We start from the raw sequence: 23,373 nt of genomic DNA on the forward strand, positions 1-23,373 counted from the left end.
GCCCGCCTCAGAAATCCTTCTGCAGGCTCAGGTACACGCCGCGGCGCGGGCCGAACTGGGGCGCACCGACGCCGATGCCGCTGCCATCGCGCAGTTCATAGGTGCGATCCAGCGCGTTGATCAGCGCCAGCTGGGCGTGCAGCCCGCCGAAGCGCTCGAAGGCGAAATCATGCGCCACGCTGAGGTTCAGCTGGAAGTACGCCGGCAGCGAGGCGCCGTTGGGCACCGCGCCGTCCTTGCGCAGGCCGCCGCCGAACAGGTAGTTCGCGCCGACCCGGGTGGCGTCGTCCAGCGCGACGCTGAAGCCGCCGGAAGAGGTCAGCTTCTGGTCGTGGTCGAGGAAGATCCAGTGTGCGTTCACCCAGTCCAGATCCTCCGGGGCGAAGTTGTACTGGCTGGTGATGATGCGCTTGCCGATGGCCTTGCCGAGCGACGCGTTGAACCATGCGGACAGTGGCCCCTGCTCGTAGTTGGCGGTGAACTCCAGGCCCTTCACCCGGCCCGCGGCGTAGTTGAAGGTGGAGTAGACCAGCGCCGAGCCGAACTGGCCATCGTCCTGCAGGCGCTGCACCTTGCGGTAATAGGCGTCCACGCCGACGGTCCAGGCCGTGCCGAGGTTCTGCGAGACGCCGACATCGAAATAGTCCGCGCGCTCGGCCAGCGGCGTGTTGTTGCCGGTATCCGCCACGGCGTTGGTGGTGCCGTCGAACTTGGCGATGTTGCTGCTGGCGATCATCTCGGTGGCCGGCGGGGTGAAATAGCGCGAGTAGCCGGCGTGCACGGTGGTGCTGCCGGTGGCCTGCCACACCAGGCCCAGGCGCGGGCTCAGCTGGCTCTCGCTGCGTACCAGCCGGTAGCGGTCGCCGCGCAGGCCGACGTTCAGCGTCCACGTGTTGCCGATGCTCCACTCGTCCTGCACGTAGGCCGACCAGGTCTTCGCGACGAGGCGGCTGCCGTCGAGGATGTTGATCGGCGTGGTGCTGGCCTGGTTGCCGTCGGCGTCGGCCGGGAACACCCAGGCGTCGTTGCCGCTGACAGCACGCTCGAAGCTGCCCCAGATGCCGTAACGCAGGGTGTGGCGGTTGCCAAGCGGAGTGGAGAAATCCGCCTGCAGGGTGCTGGCGCGGCTGTTGCGGTCGACGGCAGAGGCGACGCCGTTGAACATCAGCTCGCCGATCCGGTCCGGCGTGTAGGCGAGACTGCTGTAGCGCTGACCTGCCGACAGCTGGTAGTCGGTCGCGCCCAGCTTGCCCTGCAGCGCCAGCACGCCGAAGCGGGTGTCCTCGCGCTGGCGGCCGTCGAGGTCGGCGGAGTTGAAGTCGACCGTATCCAGATAGCCGAATTGCGGCATTTGCCCGGGCCGGTTGGGAATCTGGAAGCGGTTGTTGGCCACGCCGAACAGCAAGCTCAGGCGGGTGTCGTCGTCGATCAGGTAGCTGATGTCGCCGAAGCCCTTCACCTGGTGGGTGCGGTCGTGGATCGGTTTCTTGCTCGGCGCGGGATTCTCGATGCCTGCATCGTTTTCCATGTAGCTGCCGGTGAAGAACCAGCTCCAGCGATCGTGGCTGCCCCACACCGACGCGCTCGGATTGAGCGTGGCGTTGCTGCCGCCGGTGATGCCGACGCTGCCGCCGTTGCCGAGGTCGTGGCCGCTCTTCGTGGTGATGTCGACCACCGCCGCCGTGCGCAGGCCGTACTGCGCCGGCAGCGCGCCGTCGAGCAGCTTCACGTTGTCGATCATGCGCGCATCGAGGCTCTGGCCGAAGCCGCCGATCGACTCGGGGATGATCACGCCGTTGATGCGGTACTGCAGGTTCGCATGGTCGCCGCGCACGTGCAGGCCGCCGTACGAATCCTGCACCACGCCCGGCGCCTGCAGCAGCACCTGGTTCATCGGCGTGGACGCGCCCAGCGGCAATTGCGCGATCGCCTTGTGGTCGATCACGTACTGGCTGCTGCCGGTATCCGGCGACAACGCATTGCGCGCCTGGTCCAGCGCAGCCGAGACCGAGACCGCACCCAGGTCCTGTACCTTGGGCTGCTTGTTGCGGCTGCCGCTGGCGCTCGGATCGCCCCCGTTCGCGGCGTCGGCGGGGGCGTCGGCAGGCATCGACGGCGTCGTGCCGGTGGCGTGGACGGCGACCGTGCCCAGGGCGGCGGCCAGACTCAAGGCGAGCAGGGAAAGTTTCATCGGCAGTTCCAGGCAGGGGCAGCAGGAGGTTCTTGTATTGTAATGTTATAACATTACTGGAGAATTTTCCGCCACGCCTGCGCCGGAAGTCATGCCCACCGGCGGGAGCGCCGTTGATCAACGCTTCATGCGGCGGCCCTAGACTGCAAGCACGCATGCCGCATCCAGCACCCGCTGCATCCCACGGAGCCACGCATGAGCCAGTCCAGCCGACAGGTACCCGCCGTCATCGCACCAGCCGAGCACGGCCGGATCACCGAGGCGATCCTGGATTTCGTCAGCCAGGTGCCCGACAGCGAGGTCGGCAACAGCCAGGCCCCCGCCGACGAGGCGCGCCGGCTGGCCAACCGCGCCGCCCGACACGCCGCACTCGCGGCCGGCTCGCTGGCGCTGCCGCCGGGGCCACTGGGCTGGCTGACCCTGCTGCCGGAAATGGTCGCGATCTGGAAGATCCAGGCGCAGATGGTCAGCGACATCGCCGCCGCCTACGGCCGCCATGCCAGCCTCGGGCGCGAGCAGATGATGTGGTGCCTGTTCCGCCACACCGCGGCGCAGGCGTTCCGCGACCTGGTGGTGCGCATGGGCGACCGGCTGGTGTTCCAGCGGATGTCCTGGGGCGTGGCCGAGCGCGTCGCCAGACAGATCGGCATCAAGCTCACCCAGCGCACGCTCGGCAAGGGTGCCTCGCGCTGGCTGCCGGTGATCGGCGCGCTTGGCGTGGGTGCCTACGCGTATTACGACACCGGACAGGTCGCCGGCACCGCGATCGAGATGTTCGAGAGCGGCATCACCGTCGAGGGCATGGACGAAGGCGCGAAACCAAAGCCAGGACGCCGCGTGGTCGATGCGCTGGTCGACACGGCGGTGGGCAGCGCCGCGCGCAGGATCGCCGGCACGGCACGCAAGGTCGCCGGCCGGAAACCGTTCAAGCCGGAAGGCGGATAGCACGCGCTGCGGATGACGCCATCGCGGCTTTGCGGCAAGCTGCATGCCGGAGGACCACCGGAGCCGCTGCATGCCACCACGCCATGATCGTCCCGTCGCGCTGATCACCGGCGCCGGCCGACGCGTCGGCGCGGTGACCGCGCGCACGCTGCACGCGGCCGGCTATGACCTCGCCCTGCACTATCGCCACTCCGCCGACGACGCCCGCGCGCTGGCCGACGAACTGGAACGCCGACGCGGCGGCAGCACCTTGCTGCTGCAGGCCGAGCTGGCCGAGCTGCCGGCCCTGCCGGCGATGATCGAACGCCTGCTGGCGCACTACGGTCGGCTCGACGCACTGGTCAACAACGCCTCGGCGTTCTTCCCCACCCCGCTGGGCACGGCAACACCGCAGCAATGGAACGCGCTGTTCGCCTCCAACGCACAGGCGCCGTTCTTCCTCAGCCAGGCGGCGATCCCGGCGCTGCGCGCGGCGCGCGGCGGCATCGTCAACATGATCGACATCTACGCCGAGCGGCCGCTGGCGGAACACGCCGTGTACTGCATGGCGAAGGCCGCACTGGCCGCGATGACCCGTTCGCTGGCGCTGGAACTGGGGCCGGAGATCCGCGTCAACGGCGTGGCGCCCGGCGCCGTGCTGTGGCCCAGCGACGGCAAGCCGTACGCCGACCAGCAGGCGATGCTGGAGCGCACGCCGCTGCAGCGCGCCGGCGCGCCGGAGGACGTGGCCGGCGCGGTGCTGTGGCTGCTGCGCGATGCGCCGTTCGTCACCGGACAGATCATCCGGGTGGATGGCGGGCGCACGTTGTCGGTGTGAGTTTTGCGGCTATTTCTTCTTCGGCACGAAAGCCTGCTGCAGCAACGCCTGGTCGAAACTGATGCTGGCTTCGCCCGCTTCCGCGTAGCGGTACAGCGCGGCCGAATAGATGCCCTGCAGCGACGCCTGGATCAGGCCGAGCAGGGTCAGCCCCAGCACCACCATGGCCACCGCCAGCACGACCGCCACGGCCGACTGCAACGCGACCGCGCCGCCGATCAGGGCCGCACCGAGCAGCACCGCCAGCACCATCAGCAGGCCGAACACCACGCCGATGCCGCCGTTGCCGATCAGGTTCTCGCCCCAGCTGCGCTTGAGCAGTTCCACGCTGCGCTTCACGGCATCGACCGGGCCCGTGCCCTCGCTGGCCAGCACCGGCACCACCAGGAAAGTGGCCACGGTCCAGGCCAGGCCGATGAAGCCCACCACCAGCCGGCCGATCAGGCCGAGCCGCTCCTGGACCATTCGCAACAGCAGGCCGACGGTGGCGGCGATCAGCGCGTAGCCGAGGATCTGCGGCAGCCGCGCGCGGGCCAGCGCGAAGCCGGCACCCACGCTGGTCGGCTCGCCGCGCAGGTGCATCAGCGCCACGCCGGTCAGCGCGGTCTGGAAAAAGATGATCACGAAGTACTGCACCAGGTAGAAACCGAACATCAGCAGGTAGGCGCCCGCGGACATGCCCTGCCCGAACGGCTCGCCGGCGTGCTCGTTGCCGATCACCATCAGGCCGACCGGGATCAGGAAACTCGCCGCCACCAACAGCGTGCACAGTCCCGACAGCAGCGGGAACACCAGCAACGACTTGTCCGAACGCAACACCACCGCGCTCGCCTTCAGCAACGCCCAACTGCGTGCAAATTTCCCGGCCATGCGTATTCCCCTTGATCCGTTGATCGTGAATCGGGGCTGCAGAACAACCCCACTTCCACCTGATGCGTAGGGCGGGCACTGCCCGCCGGCTTCTTGCCCGGTCATGATGAAGGGCGGCGGGCATTGCCCGCCCTACAGAATGAACCCGAATTGGCGTGGCACGCTCTTTCTAGCATCCGCCCGACGTGCGCGACAGTGCGCCTCGTCAGTCCGCCAGCGACTCGACCTGCAGCGGCTCGCTTGCGGCCGGGAACGCCGCCCACAGCTCAGCCATGCTCAAGCCGCTGACCGGGTGCCGGAACGTCGGCGCAATGTCGGCGATCGGCCGCAGCACAAACGCGTGCTGCAGCTCATTGCGCGGGACCTGCAGGTGGCCCGGACCGTCGAGCACCAGCGCGTCGTAGAACACGATGTCGACGTCCAGCGTGCGGTCCGAGTAGCGCGGCACGTCGCGGCGGCGGCCGTGGCGATCCTCCAGCGCGTGCAGCCAGTCGTTCAAGGCCTCGGGCGGCAGATCGGTATCCAGTCCCACGGCGAGATTGACGAAATCCGCACCGTCGAAACCCACCGGCGCGCTGCGATAGGCCGGTGACACGACGATATCGCCGAAGCGCCCGCGCAACTCGCTGATCGCCGCAGACAGGTGACGCCGTGGTTCGAGATTGGAGCCCAGGCTCAGGTAGACACGTGCCATGGTTTATCCCCCGACCGTACCAGCGAGCCGGCGGCCGGCAGGCGGCTCGGGCGCGGCCAGCAGCGCGCGCACGTCCTGTCCCGACGGCTGCTGGTACAGCGCCAGCCCGAACTCCGGCAGCAGCGCGAACAGATGGTCGAAGATATCGGCCTGGATGCCCTCGTATTCGGCCCAGTTCACCGTGGCGGTGAAGCAGTACAACTCCAGCGGAATACCCTGCGGCCCGCTGGCCAGCTGGCGCACCATGCAGCTCAGTCCGTGGTGGATCTGCGGATGGTCGTCCAGATAAGCCTGTACATAGGCGCGGAACGTGCCCAGGTTGGTCAGCCGACGGCGATTCGCGGGCACTTCGGCCGCATGGCCCTGGGCCTGGTTCCATTGCGCCACCTCCTGCTCCTTCGACGGCAGGTACTCTGCCAGCAGGCGCAGCGAGGACAGGCGCCGCAACGCCGGTTCGCCCAGGAAATGTACGCTGGCCGCGTCGATATGCAGCGCGCGCTTGATCCGCCGCCCGCCGGTTTCCTGCATGCCGCGCCAGTTCTTGTACGAGTCGGAGATCAGCCGCCAGCTGGGAATGCTGGTGATGGTCTTGTCCCAGTTGCGCACCTTGACCGTGTGCAAGGCGATGTCGATCACGTCGCCGTCGGCGTTCAACTGCGGCATCTCGATCCAGTCGCCGACCCGCAGCATGTCGTTCGACGACAGCTGCACGCCGGCCACGAAGCCGAGGATGGTGTCCTTGAAGACCAGCATCAGCACCGCCGACATCGCACCGACGCCCGACAGCAGCAGGCCGACCTGGCGGCCGGTGATCGACGCGACGACGACCAGCGCGGCCACGATGAACAGCCCGATCTTGATCAGCTGCAGCATGCCCTTGATCGAGCGCTGCTGGCCGCGCGGTGTCTCGCGGTAGAGATCCTCGAGCGCAGACAACGCCGCACTGACCGCCATCGCCACGAACAGCACCAGCAGCGCCGTCATCAGCCGGGTGACCGCCGCCTCGACACCGGCCGGCACGTTCGGCACCAGCACGATGCCGAACTGGATCACCAACGCCGGCACCATCCGCGCCAGCCACAGGAAAGTGTGCCGCCTGAACAAGGCATCGTCCCACCGCCACGCAGTTCGCCGGGTGATTCCGCGCACCACGCGCAGCAGCAGCCGGCGCACCAGCTGGCCGGCCAACCAGGCCAGCGCCAGCAGCGCCAGCACACCCATCGCGGTGTGCATCCAGGGATGCTCGAGAAGGTTTTGCAGGGTTTGCATCAATTCGTTCCTGTCGGCTCGGCGCCCGCACCGTGATCAGCGGGCAGGACGGGGCGGCATGAACCGCGGCAGGCGCCTGGCCTGCATGCAAGGATGGGGACATTCCGCCAGCGACACAACCGCCGGCGAAAAAGCTAGAGCGGCCGCGTACCGCGCTCGATGCACACGCCCACCGCCTTCGCGCCGCGCACCGCGCCCGGCTTGGACAGCTTCAGGCGCAGCCAGCTCACCCCGAACTCCTCGCGGATGATCGCCGCGCAGCGTTCGGCCAGCGTCTCGACCAGGCCGAAGTCGGAGGCCTCCACGTAGCCGATCAGGCGCTTGGATACGTCCTTGTAGTTCAGCGTCAGCGCGATGTCGTCGCTGACCGCCGGCACGGTGTTGTCGAACGCCATCTCGATGTCGAACGACAGCGTCTGTCGCACGCGGCGCTCCCAATCGTAGATGCCGATGACGGCGTCGATGCGCAGGTCTTCGATGAAAACGGTATCCATGATGGCGGTCACTGGGGCGACAGGTCGTACAGGGTCCGCGAGCCCGCGGCCGGATGCAAGCCCGTGGCGCGCCGGTCGCCATGCGATCATGGGCGCATGACTGCCTTCAGCACGCTCCCGCTCAAGCCCGCCCTGCTCGCCAGTGTCCAGACGCTCGGCTACGCCGAGATGACCCCGGTGCAGGCGCAAAGCCTGCCGCCGATGCTGCAGGGGCGCGACGTGATCGCGCAGGCGCAGACCGGCAGCGGCAAGACCGCCGCGTTCGGGCTGGGCCTGCTGCAGGCGCTGGACGCAGACACGACCCGCCTGCAGGCGCTGGTGCTGTGCCCCACCCGCGAGCTGGCCGACCAGGTCAGCAAGGCGATCCGCAAGCTCGCCGCGAACATCCCGAACGTGAAGCTGCTGACCCTGTGCGGCGGCATGCCGCTGGGCCCGCAGCTGGCCTCGCTCACGCACGATCCGCACATCGTGGTGGGCACGCCCGGCCGCGTGCAGGAACATCTGAAACGCGGCAGCCTGCATGGCGGCGGGATCAAGGTGCTAGTGCTGGACGAGGCCGACCGCATGCTCGACATGGGCTTTGCCGAAGCCATCGACGACATCATCGGGCGCATCGCCAAGCATCATCAGACCCTGCTGTTCTCGGCCACCTACCCGGACGAGATCCGCACGGTGAGCCAGCGCGTGCAGAAGGATCCGGTGGTGGTCACGGTGGACGCGCCGGCCGAGCAGAAGCCAGCGATCGAGCAGCAGTTCATCGAGGTGGAGCCCGCGCACAAGCTCGATGCGCTGGCGCAGTTGCTGGCCGGCGAGCGCGGCCAGCACGCGCTGGTGTTCTGCAACATGCGCCGCGACGTGGACGCGGTGGCGCAGGAACTCGACCGCCGCGGCTACTCCGCACTGGCCCTGCACGGCGACATGGAGCAGCGCGACCGCGACGAGGTGCTGCTGCGCTTCGCCAACAAGAGCTGCAACGTGCTGGTGGCCACCGACGTGGCCGCACGCGGCCTCGACATCGTCGCGCTGCCGCTGGTGCTGAGCTACGACGTGGCGCACGACCCGGACACCCACACCCACCGCATCGGCCGCACCGGCCGCGCCGGCGAAGCGGGCCTGGCGATCACCCTGTGCACGCCGCGCGAGCGGCCGAAGGCGGCGAACATCGAGGAACTCGGCGGCGCGCCGCTGGCGTGGCGCACGCTGAAGATCGCGCCAGCGCGCGGCAAGACCCTGCGCCTGGCGCCGATGAAGACCCTGGTGATCGACGCCGGCCGGCAGGACAAGCTGCGCCCCGGCGACATCCTCGGCGCGCTCACCGGCGAGGCCGGGCTGGAGGCGAAGGACATCGGCAAGATCGACGTGTTCGCCACCCGCGCCTACGTGGCGATCGGCCGCGCACTGGCAAACAAGGCGCTGGAGCGCCTGCGCGCAGGCAAGATCAAGGGACGCAACTTCCGCGTGCGTCCGCTAGGCTAGGCGGCCCTTGCCTCCGGAAACCGACCCGATGCCGCGCTGGTCCCTCCGCCTCCTCACCTGCGCCCTGCTCGCCGGCAGCGCGACCGCGCACGCCGCAGACATCCCGGTCTACGGCTACCGGGTCGTGCATGCCTACCCGCACGACACCGGCGCCTACACCGAGGGCCTGTTCTACAAGGACGGCTACCTCTACGAGAGCACCGGCCAGCTCGGCCAGTCGAGCGTGCGCAAGGTGGCGCTGGAGACGGGCGAAGTGGTGCAGCGCCATCGCCTGCCGAAGCAGTACTTCGGCGAAGGCATCATCGACTGGAAGGACCGCCTGGTGCAGCTCACCTGGCAGAGCGGCACCGGCTTCGTCTACGACCTGGCCAGCTTCACGCCGCAACGCCAGTTCAACTACGCGGGCGAGGGCTGGGCGCTGACCCGCGACGACAGCCATCTGTACATGAGCGACGGCACGCCGGTGCTGCGCGTGCTGGACCCGGAAACACTGGAGGTGGTGCGCCGCATCCACGTCACCGCCGACGGCGCGCCGGTCGAGAACCTCAACGAGCTGGAATGGGTCGACGGCGAGATCTACGCGAATGTGTGGCTGACCGACCGCATCGCGCGGATCGACCCGGCCAGCGGCCACGTGGTGGGCTGGATCGACCTCGCCGGCCTGTTCGACATCAGCACGCTGCCGAACCCCGGCGACGACGTGCTCAACGGCATCGCCTGGGACGCCAAGGGCAAGCGCCTGTTCGTCACCGGCAAGTGCTGGCCGCAGCTGTTCGAGATCCGGCTGCTGAAGAAGCGCCCCGCGCACTGAGCGCCGGCGGCGTCACAGCGCGTCGAGGTACGCGGACAGCGCCTGCACGTCGGCCTCGTCCAGCGTGGCGGCCACGCCGTGCATCACCTTCGCGTTGCTGGTACCGCTGCGCGCACCGCTCTTGAAGTCGGCCAGCTCCTTGGCCACGTACAGCGCGGGCTGCCCGCGCAGGCGCGGCCAGCTCGCCCATGGCGGCGACGGCGCGCTGCTCGGGTGCGGCCGGGGGCCCCGTGCGTCCGGACCGTGGCAGCCCTGGCATGGCGGGATGCCCCTGGCCGGGTCGCCGGCGTGGTACAGCTGCGCGCCGCGCGAGGCGGCATCGGCATGCCCGGCCGGTTTCGGCGCCAGCGCGGCGTAGTAGCTGGCCAGGTCGCGCATGTCGGCGTCGCTGAGCGCGGCGGCCTGGCCGCTCATCACCGCGTCGTGGCGCGCGCCGTCATGGAACGACTTCAGCTGCACGTACAGGTAGGTGGCCGATTGCCCGGCCAGGTTGGGGAAGTTCGGCGCGACCGCCACCCCCTGCGCGCCGTGGCAGGCCGCGCACACCGCGGCCTTGCCCGCGCCGGCTCGGGCGTCGCCACCGACCGGCTGCACGCGGCGCAGATCCACCACCCGGGCCGCCGACGCACCGGCGACAGGCGTATCCATCGCTCGCACCGGGGCGCCCGCGACGACGGACGCGCCGAGCAGGAACAGGCCCAGGAGGCTGGTGCGGTACGTCATCACGGCGCTCCTCACAATTTGAGATTGAGCATCACGCCGACCAGGCTGACGCTGTAGTGCAGCTGGCCACCCTTGTCGGTGTACAGCCGGTGGTCGTAGCTCAGCGTGTTGTCAAAGCCGGCGTAGTGCCAGTCGCTGAAGGCGCCGGTCTGGTAACGGCCGAACAGGCGCACGCCGAGGTTGCGGTTGACGGCGAAGTTGAGGCCGAGGTCGAGCGTGTTGGCGCGGTATTTATTGTCGGGGAAGCCCGCTGCCGCCGCGGCCACCGAGGCGGGGTCGCGGGTGGCCAGCGCGCCGATGGTGGCGTAGCTGTAGCCGACGTGGCCGAACGAGCCGTTGTAGTCGTAGCGCAGGTCGGCGCGCACGCGGCCGAAGTCGTGGCGGAGGCTGAAACCGCCGTTGCGGTTGCTCTCGCGGTCGAGTTCCCACCACTGGTTGGCGAACGGGTACAGCGGACCGCCGAGATTCGGGTTGACCTGCTCGGGCGTGCCGAAGACGGCGCCGTTGTCCGGGCCGTCGGCATCGTTGACGTTGGAGATGCCCAGGCGCGAGGTTTCCGCGCCGAGGTAGGCGTTCACCGTGGTCGCCGGGGTCGGCTGCCAGTCCCACTGCACGGTAGCGCCGGTGGTGCGGGTGTGCTGCCGGCCGATCAGCGCGTCGTACTGGTCGCGGTTGCCGTAGAAGGTGGCCGACAGCGTGGCCGACTCGCCCCACGGGTAGGTGATGATCGCGCGCGCCTTGCTCTCGCTGCGATCGGACAGGTCGTACTTGCGCATGTCGGCGACGGTGTGCGCCGGCAGGCCGTTGGCCGGGTCGACGAAGCCGGGCAGCGACCTGGAGAAGAACGGCACGTACGGGTCGTAGTTGTACTTGTCGCCGGTGCGCTTCGCGTACTCCCAGCTCAGCCGCACGGTGGCGCCGATCACGTCGCGGCTGACCCAGTCGAACTTGATGCGCTGCTCGTCCACGCGCTTGCGCTCGCGGTACTTCGGCCGGTTGTGGTCGTAGGTGTAGGTGACGCCGAGCGAGCTCTTGCGGCCGAGTTGCCAGTCCGTACCCAGTTCGAGGATCGCATCGGTATAACCGAACGGCACGTTGCGCACGGTGACGTTGCGCGACCAGTACAGCGGGTTGGCCGGGTCGAAGATGCCGGTCTCGCCCGGCACCACACTGCCTTGCGAGCCGTTCTCGGAGATGTAGCCGTACTGCCCGGTGAGCGGGTTGTAGGCGAGGTAGCGGGTCTTGTTGTCCTCGCGATACCAGCGCAGGCCGGCGTGCCAGCCGAACGCGGGGGTGGGGCGGAAGGTGACCCGCGCGTCGAACAGGCCGGTGTCGATGCGCGCGTTCGCGCTCTTCTGCGACAGCGCCGCGGTGGTGTTCCAGTTCGCGCACTGGAAGGTGTAGTCGGCCGGCGGCGCGATGTAGATGCCGCCGGTGCCGGTGCAGGTGGTCGGCGGCAGCAGCGCGTCGTTCTGGCGCATCGTGCCCCACGCGCCGGCCACGCTGAACTGGCCGTTCCATTTCAGTTCGCGCGTCAGGTCCAGCCGCAGGTTGTGGTAATCGTTGTTTGGCTCCAGCGAGAACTGGCCGTCCTTGATGTCGGCCACCTGCGGCGTGCCGACCACGTTGTACAGCGCGAACGGGCTCTCGAAGTTCAGGTGGTCCTTGTGGTTGCGGAAGAACGAACCGTTGTAGGTGGCGAGGAAGCGCCACAGCTTGCCGACGTTGCGCAGGCTGAGGTTGATGTCGGTGGTGCGGAAGTCGATCGGCCGCACCGTCTCCAGGATGCCGCCGTTGTCCGGGAACGGGAAGTTGAAGAACATCGAGCCGCCCCACAGGCGGGTGCCGCTGCGCTTCTCGTTGGTGATCGCGGCGGAGCCGATCCAGTTGCGGTACAGCACGCCTTCGTAGCCCAGCCCCGCGCGCGTGCGGGTGAGGCCGAGGCTGCGCCGGGGTGCGGCGGCCGACGCCGCGGCCACCTGCGCCGGCGTGCTGGCGCCGGCCACCAGCGGCGCGGGCAGGGTCAGGTCGGTGCTGCCGACGCCGTTCCAGATCGGGTAGGCGCGGGTCGATACGGTATGCGGCATGTCGCGGTAGAAGCCCTCGATGCGGTAGCTGCCGTAGCGGCCGGCGCGCAAGCGGTAGTACTGGTCGTCGCCGCCGAGCCGGCTGCCGCGCAACTCGACGTACTGGCCGGTACGGCGGTTATGGAACTCGAGCGCGAACAGGCCGAGCACGGCGCCGCTCTTCCAGTCGGCGTACTGGCGGAAGTACTCTGCGTTGCGGTCGCCGCCGACGTGCAGGTAGCCGAGTTGCAGCAGGCCGGCGTAATTCCAGTCCCCCAGCCCCAGCGGCTTGCCCTCATCGACCTGCGGCGGGTACGGGTACAGCGCGCCGGTGGGCGTGCGCAGCATGCCGGCATGCAGGTACGAGGTGCCGTCGGGGTCGGCGGGGTGCAGCATCGACGCCCAGCCGCTCGGATCAAGCGCGTTGCCGTAGTGCATGTCGCCCACGCGCATGCTGCCGCTGGTATCGCCGGCCAGCGCACTGTGCGTGCCGAACAGGCCGGCCAGCAGCCCCAGCGCCAGGGCCTTCGGTGCGGTGCGATTTCCTTTCTGCGCAGGCATGATCGGCCTCCGTCACTTGTGGAACTTCGGTCCGGAAGGATTGTTGGAGCCGTGGATGTTGGCGTGGCAGCTGAGGCAGGCACGGCCCATCAGGCGCTCGTCGGGGAACGGCCCGCTGCCGAGGTTGGCCGCGCTCTGCAGGTCGTTCGGATGCAGCGTCATGGTGTGGCACTGCTGGCACAGCATCGGTACCGGCGCGACCAGCAGGGTCTGCTGGTTGGAGCCATGCACGTCGTGGCAGTTGAGGCAGTTCGCGCGCACCGGCGCGTGCTCGAACAGGAACGGCCCGCGCTTCTCGGCGTGGCAGGTGTAGCAGGTCTCGTTGACCGTGTCGGTCTTCAGCAGCGGCCTGGTGATCGAGCCGTGCGGGTTGTGGCAGTCGGTGCAGGCCATCTGCCCTTCCGGCAGCGGCATGTGCGAGCGGCGGTTGAACTTGGCGCGGATGTCCTGATGGCAGGTGGCGCAGACCTCGTTGATCGAGGACTTGGCCAGCACGCCCTCCGGCGACAGCCGCGCCATCGGGTTGTGGCAGTCGGTGCAGGACAGCCCGCGATTCTGGTGGATCGAGCCGATCCAGTGCTGGCGCGCGCCACCGGCATGGCAGGCCAGGCACACCCCGGCCTGGACTTGCGGCGAGGTTTTCGCATCGTGGGTGAAGGCGATGATCAGGCCCGGCGCGGTAGGGTCCTTGGCATGCTCGGAACCCGGCCCGTGGCAACTTTCGCAGGCCGCCTGCGGGCCGGTGTTCGCCGCGCCGGCACGGAACGAGGCCACGTGCAGCGTGTGCGAGGCCTGCACGTTTTCCTGCGCGTGGCAGGCCACGCAGCTCTTCGCGCCGATCGCATCGGCGTCCGGCGCCAGCGGATTGGCCGGGATCGAGGCGGCGTCGAACGGCGTGGCCGGACTGTCGCCCATGCTCGCCTGGTGCGGATGGCCGGCACGCGCCGCACCCGCACCCATGTCGGTGGCCGGCAGCATGCGGGCGATGTCGCTCTGGCTGAGGGTGCCGGCCGGGGCGGCCTGCGGTTCCGGCGCTGCGGTGCCGACCGCCTGCTGGGCCTGCACGTCGCGGGTCCCCAGCAGCATGGCGCCCGCACCCAGCATGGCGCACAGCCCGGCAGCAAGAAAAAACGGAATCGCACGCATGGCTCGAACCCCTTGGCTAGCGTGAACACTCGAAGCGACTGGCCGACGCCATCCCGCGCGACACGCGCCCCGACGCCTGCGGCCAAGTCCTTGAGCCGCCATACTTCCCCCATGCAACGCGATTGATAAGCCCTCGCATGTTGCGTTTAATATCCATGATCCGCGAACAATCCTTCACGATTGCGCAACGCATCAAGACAGTTTCGCCCGATCCGCCCTTTCGCCCGACGCCGTCCAGGGACATGCCGTGCAGGATCTGACCGACATCTACTACTTCGTGCAGGTGGTGGAGCTGGGTTCGTTCACCGCCGCCAGCAAGGCGCTGGGCGTGGCCAAGTCGCAGCTGAGTTTCCGCATGGCGCGGCTGGAAACCAGCCTCGGCGTGCGGCTGATCCAGCGCACCACGCGACGCTCGCACGTCAGCGAGATCGGCCAGCGCTACTACGAACAATGCCGCCTGCTGCTGGCCGCCGCCGAGCAGACCCAGCGCGTCATCGACGAAGCCCAGGCGGCGCCGCGCGGACGCATCCACGTGGCCTGCCCGGTGCTGTTCGCGCAACTGCTGCTGGCGCCGATCCTGGTCGACTTCCTGCGCCGGCACCCCGAGGTGCAGGTCGATCTCGACATCTGCCACCACGAGGTCGACGTGATCGCCGGCGGCTACGACATCGCTTTCCGCGTGCACGATTCGCTCAAGGACTCCAGCCTGGTCATGCGCAGCTACGGCATGGATCCGCAGGTACTGGTGGCCAGCCCCGAACTGCTCCGGCGACAGGGCCAGCCGACCCAGCCGACGGACCTCAAACGCCTGTCCAGCGTGGGCGTGATCAATGCCGAAGGCCGGCACTTCTGGCACCTGCAGGCCGCCGACGGCCGCACCCAGCAGGTGGAGCACCGCCCCAGCCTGACCAGCGACGACCTGCAGGTGCTGTACCAGGCGGTGCTCGGCGGCGTCGGTGCGGCACAATTGCCGCTGTTCATATGCCGCGAACCGATCGCCGAAGGCCGGCTGGTGCCGTTGCTGCCGGCGTGGTCGCTGCCGCCGGGCAACGTGCACGCGGTGTATCCCTCGCGCCACGGCCACACCCCGGCGTTGCGCAGCTTCCTCGACTTCGTGGCCAGGCACATGCCGCAGGTACTGCGCCGCACCCAGCAAGGCATGCCGGCCGAGAACGCGGGGCCCGTGTCGACAATCTGACGCCGGCGGCTATGCGCCCAGCCAGCGTGCCGCGCCGCGACCGGCGAGCAGGCCGCTGGCGAAACAGGCGGTGAGCAGGTAGCCGCCGGTGGGCGCTTCCCAGTCCAGCATCTCGCCGGCGCAGAACACGCCGGCGCGCGCGCGCAGCATCAGCGCTTCATCCAGTGCTTCCAGCCGCACGCCGCCGGCCGTGCTGATCGCTTCGGCCACCGGACGCGGCGCGCGCAGACGCAGCGGCAGGGCCTTCAGCCGCGCGGCGAGCGCCGGCGGATCGGCCAGGACGGCCTTGTCGGTGAGTTCGAACACCAGCGCGCATTTCGCCGCGTCCAGTCCGGCGCGGCGGCGCAGCCAGTCGCCGATGCTGTGCCGGCCGCGCGGCGCAGCGAGGCGTTCGGCAAGCGCCGCTTCGCCATGACCGGGCACCAGGTCCAGCTGCAGCAGCGCCTCGCCACGCTCGCGGATCTGCTCGCGCAGCTCGGCGCCGATCGCGTAGATCAGGCTGCCCTCGATGCCGTATACGCTCAGCACGAACTCGCCCTGGCGCGAACAGGCCACGCCGCGGCGGTCGACCCAGTGCGCCACCACCGGCTTCAACGGGGCGCCGGCGAAGCGGCCGGAAAGGTGCTCGCTCCACGCCAGCTCGAAGCCGCAGTTCGCCGGTTGCAGCGGCGCGAGGTCGACGCCGGCCTGGCGCAACGGCGCCACCCAGGCCGCATCGGAACCCAGCTGCGGCCAGCTGGCGCCGCCGAGCGCGAGGATCACCGCATCGGCCGCCACCACGCGTTCGCCCTGCGGCGTGGCGAAGTGCAGCGCGTCGCCGCTCCAGCCCAGCCAACGGTGGTGCACGTGGAACGCCACGCCGGATTCGCGCAGGCGGCGCAGCCAGCGGCGCAGCAACGGTGCCGCCTTCAGGCCGACGGGAAACACCCGGCCGGAGCTGCCCACGAAAGTCTCCACGCCCAGCCCGCGCGCCCAGTCGCGCAGCGCGTCCGCGTCGAACGCGTCGAGCCAGCGCGCCACCGCCTCGCGGCGCGCGCCGTAGCGTTCGACGAAACGCGCACGCGGCTCGCCGTGGGTGAGGTTGAGGCCGCCCTTGCCGGCCAGCAGGAGCTTCCGCCCCACCGAACCCTTGGCGTCGTACAGGTCGACCGCCACGCCGGCCGCGCAGGCGGCCTCGGCCGCCATCAGTCCCGCCGGACCGCCGCCGATGATCGCCAGTCGGGCAGAAGCCGTGCGGGTCATCCGCGCATGGTCGCACGCCGCCTGCACGGAATGCACCGACGACGCGCGGAACGCCGGACCGCATTCGCCGGACCACGCACAGGCCCTGGCGCAATTTCCGGCAAGGCCATGCCACCGGAAAGCATTTCCGCATGAATCGGACATGACCGGGCGAAACCGCCGCGGGACGAAATGCGGCGCGTGAAGCACGCTGCGCCGACAATATCTTTCGATGAGTCAAAAAAATAATCTCGTTCCAAACGCAATCATTTGCGTCTCCGCCGCCAGCGGCGCACGAAATTCAGGCGCTCCGTTAATGCCCGTGACGCCCCTCTGGATAATCGTGATTCCGGCGCACGGCATTGCCGAAAAATCGTCACCACCATTACACCTGAAGTCGCGCAAGGCCTTCTGCACAGGCATTTCAACGCCCCAATCCGGGTATTCGCAAATCGCAAATAATTGCGATCCGCGGGCTTTTCATAAATCACGGATTGTGTGACGGCAATCACCGGTTCCCTGAAAAAATCCTATTGACCGTTTTTGGCCGCCAACCCTACCGTCAACTGGTTCGCCAGCGGGGAGCTTGACGAATGATTCCGTGATGCCGCCATGCCCATGGCGTGCATTGGTACGGGTACGAAAACCTGCACGGCCCCGGTAAATCCGCAGGGGCCTGCCATGGCAGGTACGGAATCGCTGAGCCACACAGAAACCCATCGCGTCGCGCCTGTCCGCGACGTCCACTCCATGAGGTCCACGCGGCCCCAGCGGCTTCGTTTGCCTCGAAAAACTCCGGAGCCATAAATGCCAAGTCATTTTCGCCTCACGCTGCTGGCCGCCGCCATCGGCCTGGCCGCCATCGGGTCAGCCAGCGCCACCTCGGCCAGCAACCATGCCTTTGTCGCGCTGAACCAGCACGCCACCGTCCTGCGCCATGGCGACGTGCTCAGCGGTCCGCTGGCCACCTCGCAGCCGATCCACATCGAGGTGGCGCTGAAGCTGCGCAACCCGGCCCAGTTGCACACCTTCCTGGCCGAGGCCAGGACCTCGAACCTGTCGATGGTGCAGCACCGGATGTCGAACCAGCAGTTCGTCGCCAACTATTCGCCGACTTCCGACCAGGCGAACCAGGTGGCCGCCTGGCTGACTTCGGCCGGCTTCACCAACGTCAGCATCGCACCGAACCGGCTGATGGTGTCGGCCGACGGCCGCGCCGACACCGCACAGGCCGCGTTCAGGACCAGCTTCGCCAAGGTGCGCACCCGCGAAGGCCGCATGGCCTACATGAACAACAGCGGCGTGCAGATCCCCGCCGCCCTGCAGGACAGCGTGCTGTCGGTGATCGGCCTGCAGAACGTGCACCTGGCGCATACCTTCGCCAAGCCGATGCAGGCCGGCTACACCACCCAGGCGGTGACCGGACACAACCCGGTCGAGTTCGCCTCGATCTACGGCGGCAGCGGCGTGGCCACCGCGGCCGGCGTGCCGGTGGGCATCGTCACCCAGGGCAAGATCACCCAGACCATCACCGACCTCAACACGTTCACCTCGCAGAACGGCCTGGCCACGGTGACCACGCAGACCGTCAACACCAACGGCACCAGCAACGACACCAGCGGCCTGGGCGAGTGGAGCCTGGACAGCCAGGACATCGTCGGCATGGCCGGCGGCCAGGTCGGCAAACTGATCTTCTACAACATCCCGACCCTGTCCAACGCCAACCTCACCGCCGACTTCAACACCATCGTCAACGCCAACGCGACCAAGATCATCAACGTGTCGCTGGGCGAGTGCGAGACCAGCGCGCAGGGTGACGGTTCGGCCGCGGCGCAGGACCAGATCTTCCAGCAGGCGGTGGCGCAGGGACAGACCTTCTCGATCTCCACCGGCGACTCCGGCGCCGACGAGTGCGGCGACGGCGGCGTGACGCCGAGCTGGCCGGCCGCATCGCAGTACGTGGTGGCGGTAGGCGGCACCACGCTGAACGCCTCCACCACCACCTGGAACAGCGCCACCGTGTGGACCAGCGGCGGCGGCAGCTCCAGCACCTTCGAGCCGCAGCCGAGCTGGCAGAACGGCGTGGCCCCGGGCAGCAAGCGCGGCCTGCCGGACATCGCCTACGACGCCGACCCCAACTCGGGCGCGAAGATCATCGTCAGCGGCGCCACCCAGCAGTACGGCGGCACCAGCCTGTCCGCGCCGCTGTTCGCCGGCGCCTGGGCCCGCGTGATCGCCATCAAGGGCGCCAATGTCGGTTTCGCCGCGCCGCTGCTGTACCAGCTGCCGGCGTCCGACTTCCACGACATTACCTCGGGCAACAACGGCGGCGAGACCGCCGGCGTCGGCTATGACCTGGCCACCGGACGCGGCGAGCTGATCATCAGCGGCGCCGCCAACGACATCGGCGGTGGCGGCGGCGGCAACGTGCCGCCGGTGGCGAACTTCAGCGACTCGGTCAGCGGCCTGAGCGTGAACTTCACCGACAGCTCCACCGACAGCGACGGCAGCATTGCCTCGCGTTCGTGGAACTTCGGCGACGGCAGCACCTCGACCGCGACCAACCCCAGCCATACCTACGCCGCCGCCGGCACCTACAGCGTGTCGCTCACGGTGACCGACAACGGCGGCGCGACCAACACCATGACGCAGTCGGTGACGGTCTCCAGCGGCAGCGGTGGCGGCAACGTGCTGCAGAACGGCGTGGCGCTCACCGGCCAGTCCGGCGCCGCCGGCGCGCAGCTGTTCTACACCGTGGTGGTCCCGGCCGGCGCCAGCAACCTGGTGATCTCCGAATCCGGCGGCAGCGGCGACGCCGACCTGTACACCAAGTTCGGCTCCGCCCCGACGCTGTCCAGCTACGACTGCCGCCCGTACCTCACCGGCAACAACGAAAGCTGCACCGTGGCCTCGCCGCAGGCCGGTACCTACTACGTGATGCTGAACGGTTACGCCGCGTTCTCCGGGGTCAGCGTCAAGGCGACCTGGAGCACCGGCGGCAGCGGCGGCAACGTGCTGCAGAACGGCGTGCCGGTATCCGGCCTGAGCGCGACCAAGGGCAATGCCCTGTACTACACGATGGTCGTGCCGAGCGGGGCCAGCAACCTCAACATCAACATCGCCGGCGGCAGCGGCGACGCCGACCTGTACGTCAAGCTCGGTTCCACGCCGACCACCAGCAGCTACGATTGCCGCCCGTACGTCGCCGGCAACAACGAAAGCTGCACCGCCTCGGCGCCGACGCCGGGCACGTACTACATCATGGTGCGCGCCTACAGCAGCTACAGCGGCGTCACGTTGACCGGCAGCTACACGCCATAAGCGCTTGAGCGGAACATCGGCGCACACGGAAGCACGCCGGCAACAATCCGAGGCCCGGCCGGCAACGACCGGGCCTCGCGGTTCCCGATGATGCGGACGCGCACCGGCGTCGACAGCAAGGGCGCGCTGACCACCGACACCACGCTCAGCTGGCGCAAGCTGCCCGACGCCGACAGCTTCGAGCGTTCACTACCAACCACGCCGACTCTCGATCGCATCTGTCCTGCTGCTCGGCAGCCTTGCCGGCGCAGCTGGCGCCCAGGCGGTTGCTCCCCGCCAGGCCGAAGCCGTGCAGCCACGTCAGGCGAAGGCCGTGCGGCCGCGTCACGCCGAAGCCGCACCGCCCGTGCCGGCAGCGGCGCAGGATACCTGCCGTGCAAGGACAGCCCGGCAACTGGCCATGGCAGAACCTCGGCCACAGCGACGTGGCCGGCGACGGCGTGGCGCACGGCACGCCACTGAAGAACGTCCGTTGCGCCGGTGTGACCTGCCGCCTGTTCGAGGACAGCGCCGGCGCCATCCGGGCCGAAGGGGCATTCCCCCAGGTCGCGGGCGTCACGCTGGAAGCGCTGCTGATGAACCCGCAGACGCGTCGGGCACAAGTCGACAGCCGTGCCCGCGGCGTGTTTTCCGACGGCAGCTTCTGGGACCAGCTGGATACCTGGCAGCCGCCTGCCGGCAGCTACACGCTCTTCTACAAGCGCAACCAGCCGGAGCAGGTGCCGGCAGCGGTCACCTTCGACGTGGAGAAACATCGGCGCGCCACGACCGGCACGGCGCCCACCGGCACCGCCGGCAGTACGGCCGAACGCCAGCAGCTGCGCGAGGCCGCGCTACGCAACCAGCGCTGCCTGGCCATGGCGGCGGCCAACCCCGATGTGACCTGCGTGTCGCAATGACTGCGTCGCGGTGAAACGGAAGCGCCTCAGCTGCGCTGGAACACCGCCAGCTCGGGCCGGTGCAGGCTGAAGCCCTGCACCCGGTTCACTCCCAGCGCCGCCAGCGCCTGCACGGTCTCCGTGTCGGCCACCCATTCGGCGACCACCTCCAGGCCGAGCCGATGGCCGATGTCGGTGACCGCCCTGACCATCAGGTGGCTGACCGGGTCGGTAAGCATGTCGCGCACGAAGCTGCCGTCGATCTTGAGGATGTCCAGCGGCAGGTTCTTCAGATAGGTGAACGAGGACATCCCGGCGCCGAAGTCGTCCAGCGCGATCCTGCAGCCCACCGCGCGCAGCTGCTCCATGAAGCGCACCACCTGCGACAGGTTGCGCACCGCCACGGTTTCGGTGATCTCGAAGCACACCCGCGACGGTTCCACCCGGTAACGGTGCAGCAGCCCGATGATCAGGCCGGCCAGTCCCTCGTCCTCGACGCTGGCGCCGGAGAGGTTGATCGCCACCATGCGCACTTCGCCGCCCGCCGGGTGCAGCCGGTCGAAGTTCGCCAGCGTGGTCTCGATCACCCAGCGGTCGACCGCCGGCATCAGGCCGTAGCGCTCGGCCGCCGGCAGGAACACGCCGGGCACCACCAGCTGGCCGGATTCCTCGCGGAAGCGCAGCAGCACTTCAATGTCGGGCTGGCCGCCGGCGACCAGCGGCAGCGGCCAGATCTCCTGGTAGGTGAGCACCAGGTGATGCTCGTCGACCGCCCAGCGCAGGCGATTGGCCCATTCCATTTCGCTGTGCCGGCGCACCGTCTCGTCGTCGCGCTCGGAATAGAAATGCACGCGGTTGCGGCCGAGCTCCTTGGCCATGTAGCAGGCGGTGTCGGCCTGCGTCAGCAGGTCCTTTACCAGGATGCCGGGGCGATCGATGCTGACGCCGCCGATGCTGGCGCTGATGGTGTAGCTGCGCTGCTCCCAGATGAACACGTAGCCGTCGATGCAGCGACGCACGCACTCGGCGATCCGTTCGGCCTCCACGCGGTCGGCCACTTCGGTCGCCAGCACGCCGAACTCGTCGCCGCCGAGCCGGGCCAGCATGTCGGTACCGCCCAGTTGCTTGCGCATCACGATCGCCAGCTGGGCCAGCAGCTGGTCGCCGGCGAGGTGGCCGGAGGTGTCGTTGATCAGCTTGAACTGGTCGAGATCGATATACAGCAGCACGGCCAGCGGGCTGCCGACGGCGGTCGCCGCCAGCGCGGCGTGCAGGCGGCGCTCGAACTCGCGCCGGTTGTACAGCCCGGTCAGCGCGTCGTGGCTGGCCTGGTGGCTCAGCAGCTCGGTCAGCTGACGCTGTTCGCTGATGTCGCTGGCCACCATCAGCAGCTTGCTGCGCCCGTTCAGCAGCACCCGCGAGATCGCCACGCTGGCCCAGAAGCCGCCGCCTTCGCCGTTGCGCAATACCGCGTCGACCCGGCCGCAACCGCGGGTATCGTTCCGCTGCAACTGCGCGCGCAGATCCTGATCCTCGAACAGGTCGGGCAGCTGCCGTTCGGTCACGTGTTTGCCGAGGCGGTCGCGCGAAGCCTGGTTCGCATAGGTGATTGCCCCGCTTTCGGCCTCGACCAGCAGCACCAGCGCCGGCAGCAGTTCGTTCAACGCACGGAAGCGCTCCTCGCTCTCGCGGTAGCGGCGGCTCATCCGCCAACCCAGCGCAAGCGCGCGCTGGCGGGTGCTGATGACGGAGTACACCAGCAGCGCCAGCAGGATGCTGGCCAGCACGCCGGCCAGCAGGGTCGCCCGGCTCCCACCGCCCGCGCCGGCAGGATGCGGCAGCGGCGACATCTCGACGCTCCACACGCGCCCGCCGTACGTCAGCTTGCGCTCGTAACGGTAGCCGTCCCCCGACCATGTCGGGCCGGAGCCGGAGTCGAACAGCAACAACGCGCCCGGCCCGGTGACGTCGCTGACCTGCAGGCGCAGGTTGCGCGTCAGCCGGTCGGGCAGCGAGCTGCCGATCAGGTCGTCCAGCCGGAACGACGCCGCGATCGAGCCACGCATGCGCGCGCGCCGCTCCTCGACGGTGCGCGGCGAGGGGCCGGGGCTGTAGACCGGCAGCCGCAAGGTGGCGCCTTCGCCCGCCACGCCGGATTCGGCCAGTTGTACCGGGCGGAACGGCGCCGACAGGGTCGCCATGTCGCTGTCGCGCGAAACCAGCAGGCCGGCAAGATTGCGTGGCTGCGTGCCGACATCGAGCCCGACCACGCCCTCGTTGCCGGACCGCGGCTCGACCCAGCGGGTCACGTAATGCTCGCCGTCCGGCCGCAACTCGCGCTGCGCGTAGGCCAGCGCCAGCAGGCTGGGGAACTGTTCGCGCGGCCGCATGTTGGCGTAGAAACCGGCGTACTCGGCCGCATCCACCTCCTCCGACGAGAGGAACAGCGATTGCACGGCACGCAGCAGCAACTCGGCCGCACGCAGCCTGCCCTGCAACGAGACGTAGGCCTTGTTGGCCAGCTCGTTGCGGACGAGCGTGCGTTCGACCTGAAACCGTTGCTTCTGCTGGTGGTGCACGGCCAGTGCCAGCGCCAGCCCCGACAGCAACGCCAGCAGGCTCCACAGCCAGGTTGTCAGCCGCCACGGTGAAGGCATCGGAATCGCGGCATCGGGCTCGCCGCGACCGCCCG

At 69.0% G+C, this 23,373-nt stretch carries 17 protein-coding genes; 7 read left to right on the forward strand and 10 right to left on the reverse strand.

The window, feature by feature from the left end:
* Positions 1-7: 7 nt before the first annotated feature.
* Complete coding sequence (locus tag R5H19_RS16095; protein WP_318160054.1) at positions 8-2,191, reverse strand: TonB-dependent receptor; 2,184 nt, start codon at positions 2,189-2,191, stop codon at positions 8-10.
* A 195-nt stretch (positions 2,192-2,386) separates the two neighbouring features.
* Between R5H19_RS16095 and R5H19_RS16100 the strand changes: the two genes are divergently transcribed.
* Both R5H19_RS16100 and R5H19_RS16105 read left to right on the forward strand, forming a co-directional pair.
* On the forward strand, positions 2,387-3,136 hold the full coding sequence (locus R5H19_RS16100; RefSeq protein ID WP_318160055.1) for a hypothetical protein: 750 nt from the start codon (positions 2,387-2,389) through the stop codon (positions 3,134-3,136).
* A gap of 70 nt (positions 3,137-3,206) precedes the next feature.
* Positions 3,207-3,953 carry a pteridine reductase gene (locus R5H19_RS16105; protein ID WP_318160056.1) on the forward strand — a complete coding sequence of 249 codons (747 nt, stop codon included), beginning with the start codon at positions 3,207-3,209 and terminating at the stop codon, positions 3,951-3,953.
* Positions 3,954-3,962: 9 nt separating this feature from the next.
* Here the strand turns inward: R5H19_RS16105 and R5H19_RS16110 are convergent, their stop codons facing one another.
* The 4 genes from R5H19_RS16110 to folB form a co-directional block, all read right to left on the reverse strand.
* The gene (locus R5H19_RS16110; protein ID WP_318160057.1) at positions 3,963-4,823 is read right to left on the reverse strand and encodes a DUF6159 family protein; all 861 of its coding nucleotides are present in this window, start codon (positions 4,821-4,823) and stop codon (positions 3,963-3,965) included.
* A 205-nt stretch (positions 4,824-5,028) separates the two neighbouring features.
* The gene (folK, locus tag R5H19_RS16115; protein WP_318160058.1) at positions 5,029-5,517 is read right to left on the reverse strand and encodes a 2-amino-4-hydroxy-6-hydroxymethyldihydropteridine diphosphokinase; all 489 of its coding nucleotides are present in this window, start codon (positions 5,515-5,517) and stop codon (positions 5,029-5,031) included.
* Positions 5,518-5,520: 3 nt separating this feature from the next.
* Complete coding sequence (locus R5H19_RS16120) at positions 5,521-6,786, reverse strand: mechanosensitive ion channel family protein (protein WP_318160059.1); 1,266 nt, start codon at positions 6,784-6,786, stop codon at positions 5,521-5,523.
* A gap of 134 nt (positions 6,787-6,920) precedes the next feature.
* On the reverse strand, positions 6,921-7,280 hold the full coding sequence (folB, locus tag R5H19_RS16125; RefSeq protein WP_318160060.1) for a dihydroneopterin aldolase: 360 nt from the start codon (positions 7,278-7,280) through the stop codon (positions 6,921-6,923).
* Between the two features lie 96 nt (positions 7,281-7,376).
* On the opposite strand from folB, the gene dbpA reads away from it, so the two are divergent.
* Positions 7,377-8,756, forward strand: a complete 1,380-nt coding sequence (dbpA, locus tag R5H19_RS16130; protein ID WP_318160061.1) for an ATP-dependent RNA helicase DbpA — start codon at positions 7,377-7,379, stop codon at positions 8,754-8,756.
* 28 nt (positions 8,757-8,784) lie between these two features.
* Positions 8,785-9,567, forward strand: a complete 783-nt coding sequence (locus R5H19_RS16135) for a glutaminyl-peptide cyclotransferase (RefSeq protein WP_318160062.1) — start codon at positions 8,785-8,787, stop codon at positions 9,565-9,567.
* Positions 9,568-9,579: 12 nt separating this feature from the next.
* Here the strand turns inward: R5H19_RS16135 and R5H19_RS16140 are convergent, their stop codons facing one another.
* From R5H19_RS16140 to R5H19_RS16150, 3 genes are read right to left on the reverse strand one after another with little or no spacing between them, the layout of a single operon-like run.
* Positions 9,580-10,290 (reverse strand): c-type cytochrome, encoded by a 711-nt coding sequence (locus tag R5H19_RS16140; protein ID WP_318160063.1) that lies wholly within the window; start codon positions 10,288-10,290, stop codon positions 9,580-9,582.
* 11 nt (positions 10,291-10,301) lie between these two features.
* Complete coding sequence (locus R5H19_RS16145) at positions 10,302-12,917, reverse strand: MtrB/PioB family outer membrane beta-barrel protein (protein ID WP_318160064.1); 2,616 nt, start codon at positions 12,915-12,917, stop codon at positions 10,302-10,304.
* 12 nt (positions 12,918-12,929) lie between these two features.
* A complete protein-coding gene (locus tag R5H19_RS16150) occupies positions 12,930-14,063 on the reverse strand; it encodes a DmsE family decaheme c-type cytochrome (RefSeq protein WP_318160065.1) in 1,134 nt (377 codons plus the stop codon).
* A 247-nt stretch (positions 14,064-14,310) separates the two neighbouring features.
* Here R5H19_RS16150 and R5H19_RS16155 point away from each other — a divergent pair, with 247 nt between their 5' ends.
* The gene (locus tag R5H19_RS16155; RefSeq protein WP_318160066.1) at positions 14,311-15,261 is read left to right on the forward strand and encodes a LysR family transcriptional regulator; all 951 of its coding nucleotides are present in this window, start codon (positions 14,311-14,313) and stop codon (positions 15,259-15,261) included.
* A gap of 9 nt (positions 15,262-15,270) precedes the next feature.
* Here the strand turns inward: R5H19_RS16155 and R5H19_RS16160 are convergent, their stop codons facing one another.
* On the reverse strand, positions 15,271-16,503 hold the full coding sequence (locus R5H19_RS16160) for a TIGR03862 family flavoprotein (RefSeq protein ID WP_318160067.1): 1,233 nt from the start codon (positions 16,501-16,503) through the stop codon (positions 15,271-15,273).
* 786 nt (positions 16,504-17,289) lie between these two features.
* Here R5H19_RS16160 and R5H19_RS16165 point away from each other — a divergent pair.
* Positions 17,290-19,803 (forward strand): pre-peptidase C-terminal domain-containing protein, encoded by a 2,514-nt coding sequence (locus tag R5H19_RS16165; RefSeq protein WP_318160068.1) that lies wholly within the window; start codon positions 17,290-17,292, stop codon positions 19,801-19,803.
* A gap of 374 nt (positions 19,804-20,177) precedes the next feature.
* Complete coding sequence (locus R5H19_RS16170; protein ID WP_318160069.1) at positions 20,178-20,702, forward strand: hypothetical protein; 525 nt, start codon at positions 20,178-20,180, stop codon at positions 20,700-20,702.
* Positions 20,703-20,728: 26 nt separating this feature from the next.
* Here the strand turns inward: R5H19_RS16170 and R5H19_RS16175 are convergent, their stop codons facing one another.
* On the reverse strand, positions 20,729-23,338 hold the full coding sequence (locus tag R5H19_RS16175; protein ID WP_318160210.1) for an EAL domain-containing protein: 2,610 nt from the start codon (positions 23,336-23,338) through the stop codon (positions 20,729-20,731).
* Positions 23,339-23,373: the final 35 nt, after the last annotated feature.

Origin of the sequence: Rhodanobacter sp. KK11 (assembly GCF_033345435.1) — a bacterium.
Lineage (GTDB): Bacteria > Pseudomonadota > Gammaproteobacteria > Xanthomonadales > Rhodanobacteraceae > Rhodanobacter.

Bases quoted from the DNA above. Each gene is read 5' to 3' on its own strand.
- R5H19_RS16095 (WP_318160054.1), bottom strand. From the start codon at position 2,191: ATGAAACTTTCCCTGCTCGCCTTGAGTCTGGCCGCCGCCCTGGGCACG.
- R5H19_RS16100 (WP_318160055.1), top strand. From the start codon at position 2,387: ATGAGCCAGTCCAGCCGACAGGTACCCGCCGTCATCGCACCAGCCGAG.
- R5H19_RS16105 (WP_318160056.1), top strand. From the start codon at position 3,207: ATGCCACCACGCCATGATCGTCCCGTCGCGCTGATCACCGGCGCCGGC.
- R5H19_RS16110 (WP_318160057.1), bottom strand. From the start codon at position 4,823: ATGGCCGGGAAATTTGCACGCAGTTGGGCGTTGCTGAAGGCGAGCGCG.
- folK (WP_318160058.1), bottom strand. From the start codon at position 5,517: ATGGCACGTGTCTACCTGAGCCTGGGCTCCAATCTCGAACCACGGCGT.
- R5H19_RS16120 (WP_318160059.1), bottom strand. From the start codon at position 6,786: ATGCAAACCCTGCAAAACCTTCTCGAGCATCCCTGGATGCACACCGCG.
- folB (WP_318160060.1), bottom strand. From the start codon at position 7,280: ATGGATACCGTTTTCATCGAAGACCTGCGCATCGACGCCGTCATCGGC.
- dbpA (WP_318160061.1), top strand. From the start codon at position 7,377: ATGACTGCCTTCAGCACGCTCCCGCTCAAGCCCGCCCTGCTCGCCAGT.
- R5H19_RS16135 (WP_318160062.1), top strand. From the start codon at position 8,785: ATGCCGCGCTGGTCCCTCCGCCTCCTCACCTGCGCCCTGCTCGCCGGC.
- R5H19_RS16140 (WP_318160063.1), bottom strand. From the start codon at position 10,290: ATGACGTACCGCACCAGCCTCCTGGGCCTGTTCCTGCTCGGCGCGTCC.
- R5H19_RS16145 (WP_318160064.1), bottom strand. From the start codon at position 12,917: ATGCCTGCGCAGAAAGGAAATCGCACCGCACCGAAGGCCCTGGCGCTG.
- R5H19_RS16150 (WP_318160065.1), bottom strand. From the start codon at position 14,063: ATGCGTGCGATTCCGTTTTTTCTTGCTGCCGGGCTGTGCGCCATGCTG.
- R5H19_RS16160 (WP_318160067.1), bottom strand. From the start codon at position 16,503: ATGACCCGCACGGCTTCTGCCCGACTGGCGATCATCGGCGGCGGTCCG.
- R5H19_RS16165 (WP_318160068.1), top strand. From the start codon at position 17,290: ATGCCAAGTCATTTTCGCCTCACGCTGCTGGCCGCCGCCATCGGCCTG.
- R5H19_RS16175 (WP_318160210.1), bottom strand. From the start codon at position 23,338: ATGCCTTCACCGTGGCGGCTGACAACCTGGCTGTGGAGCCTGCTGGCG.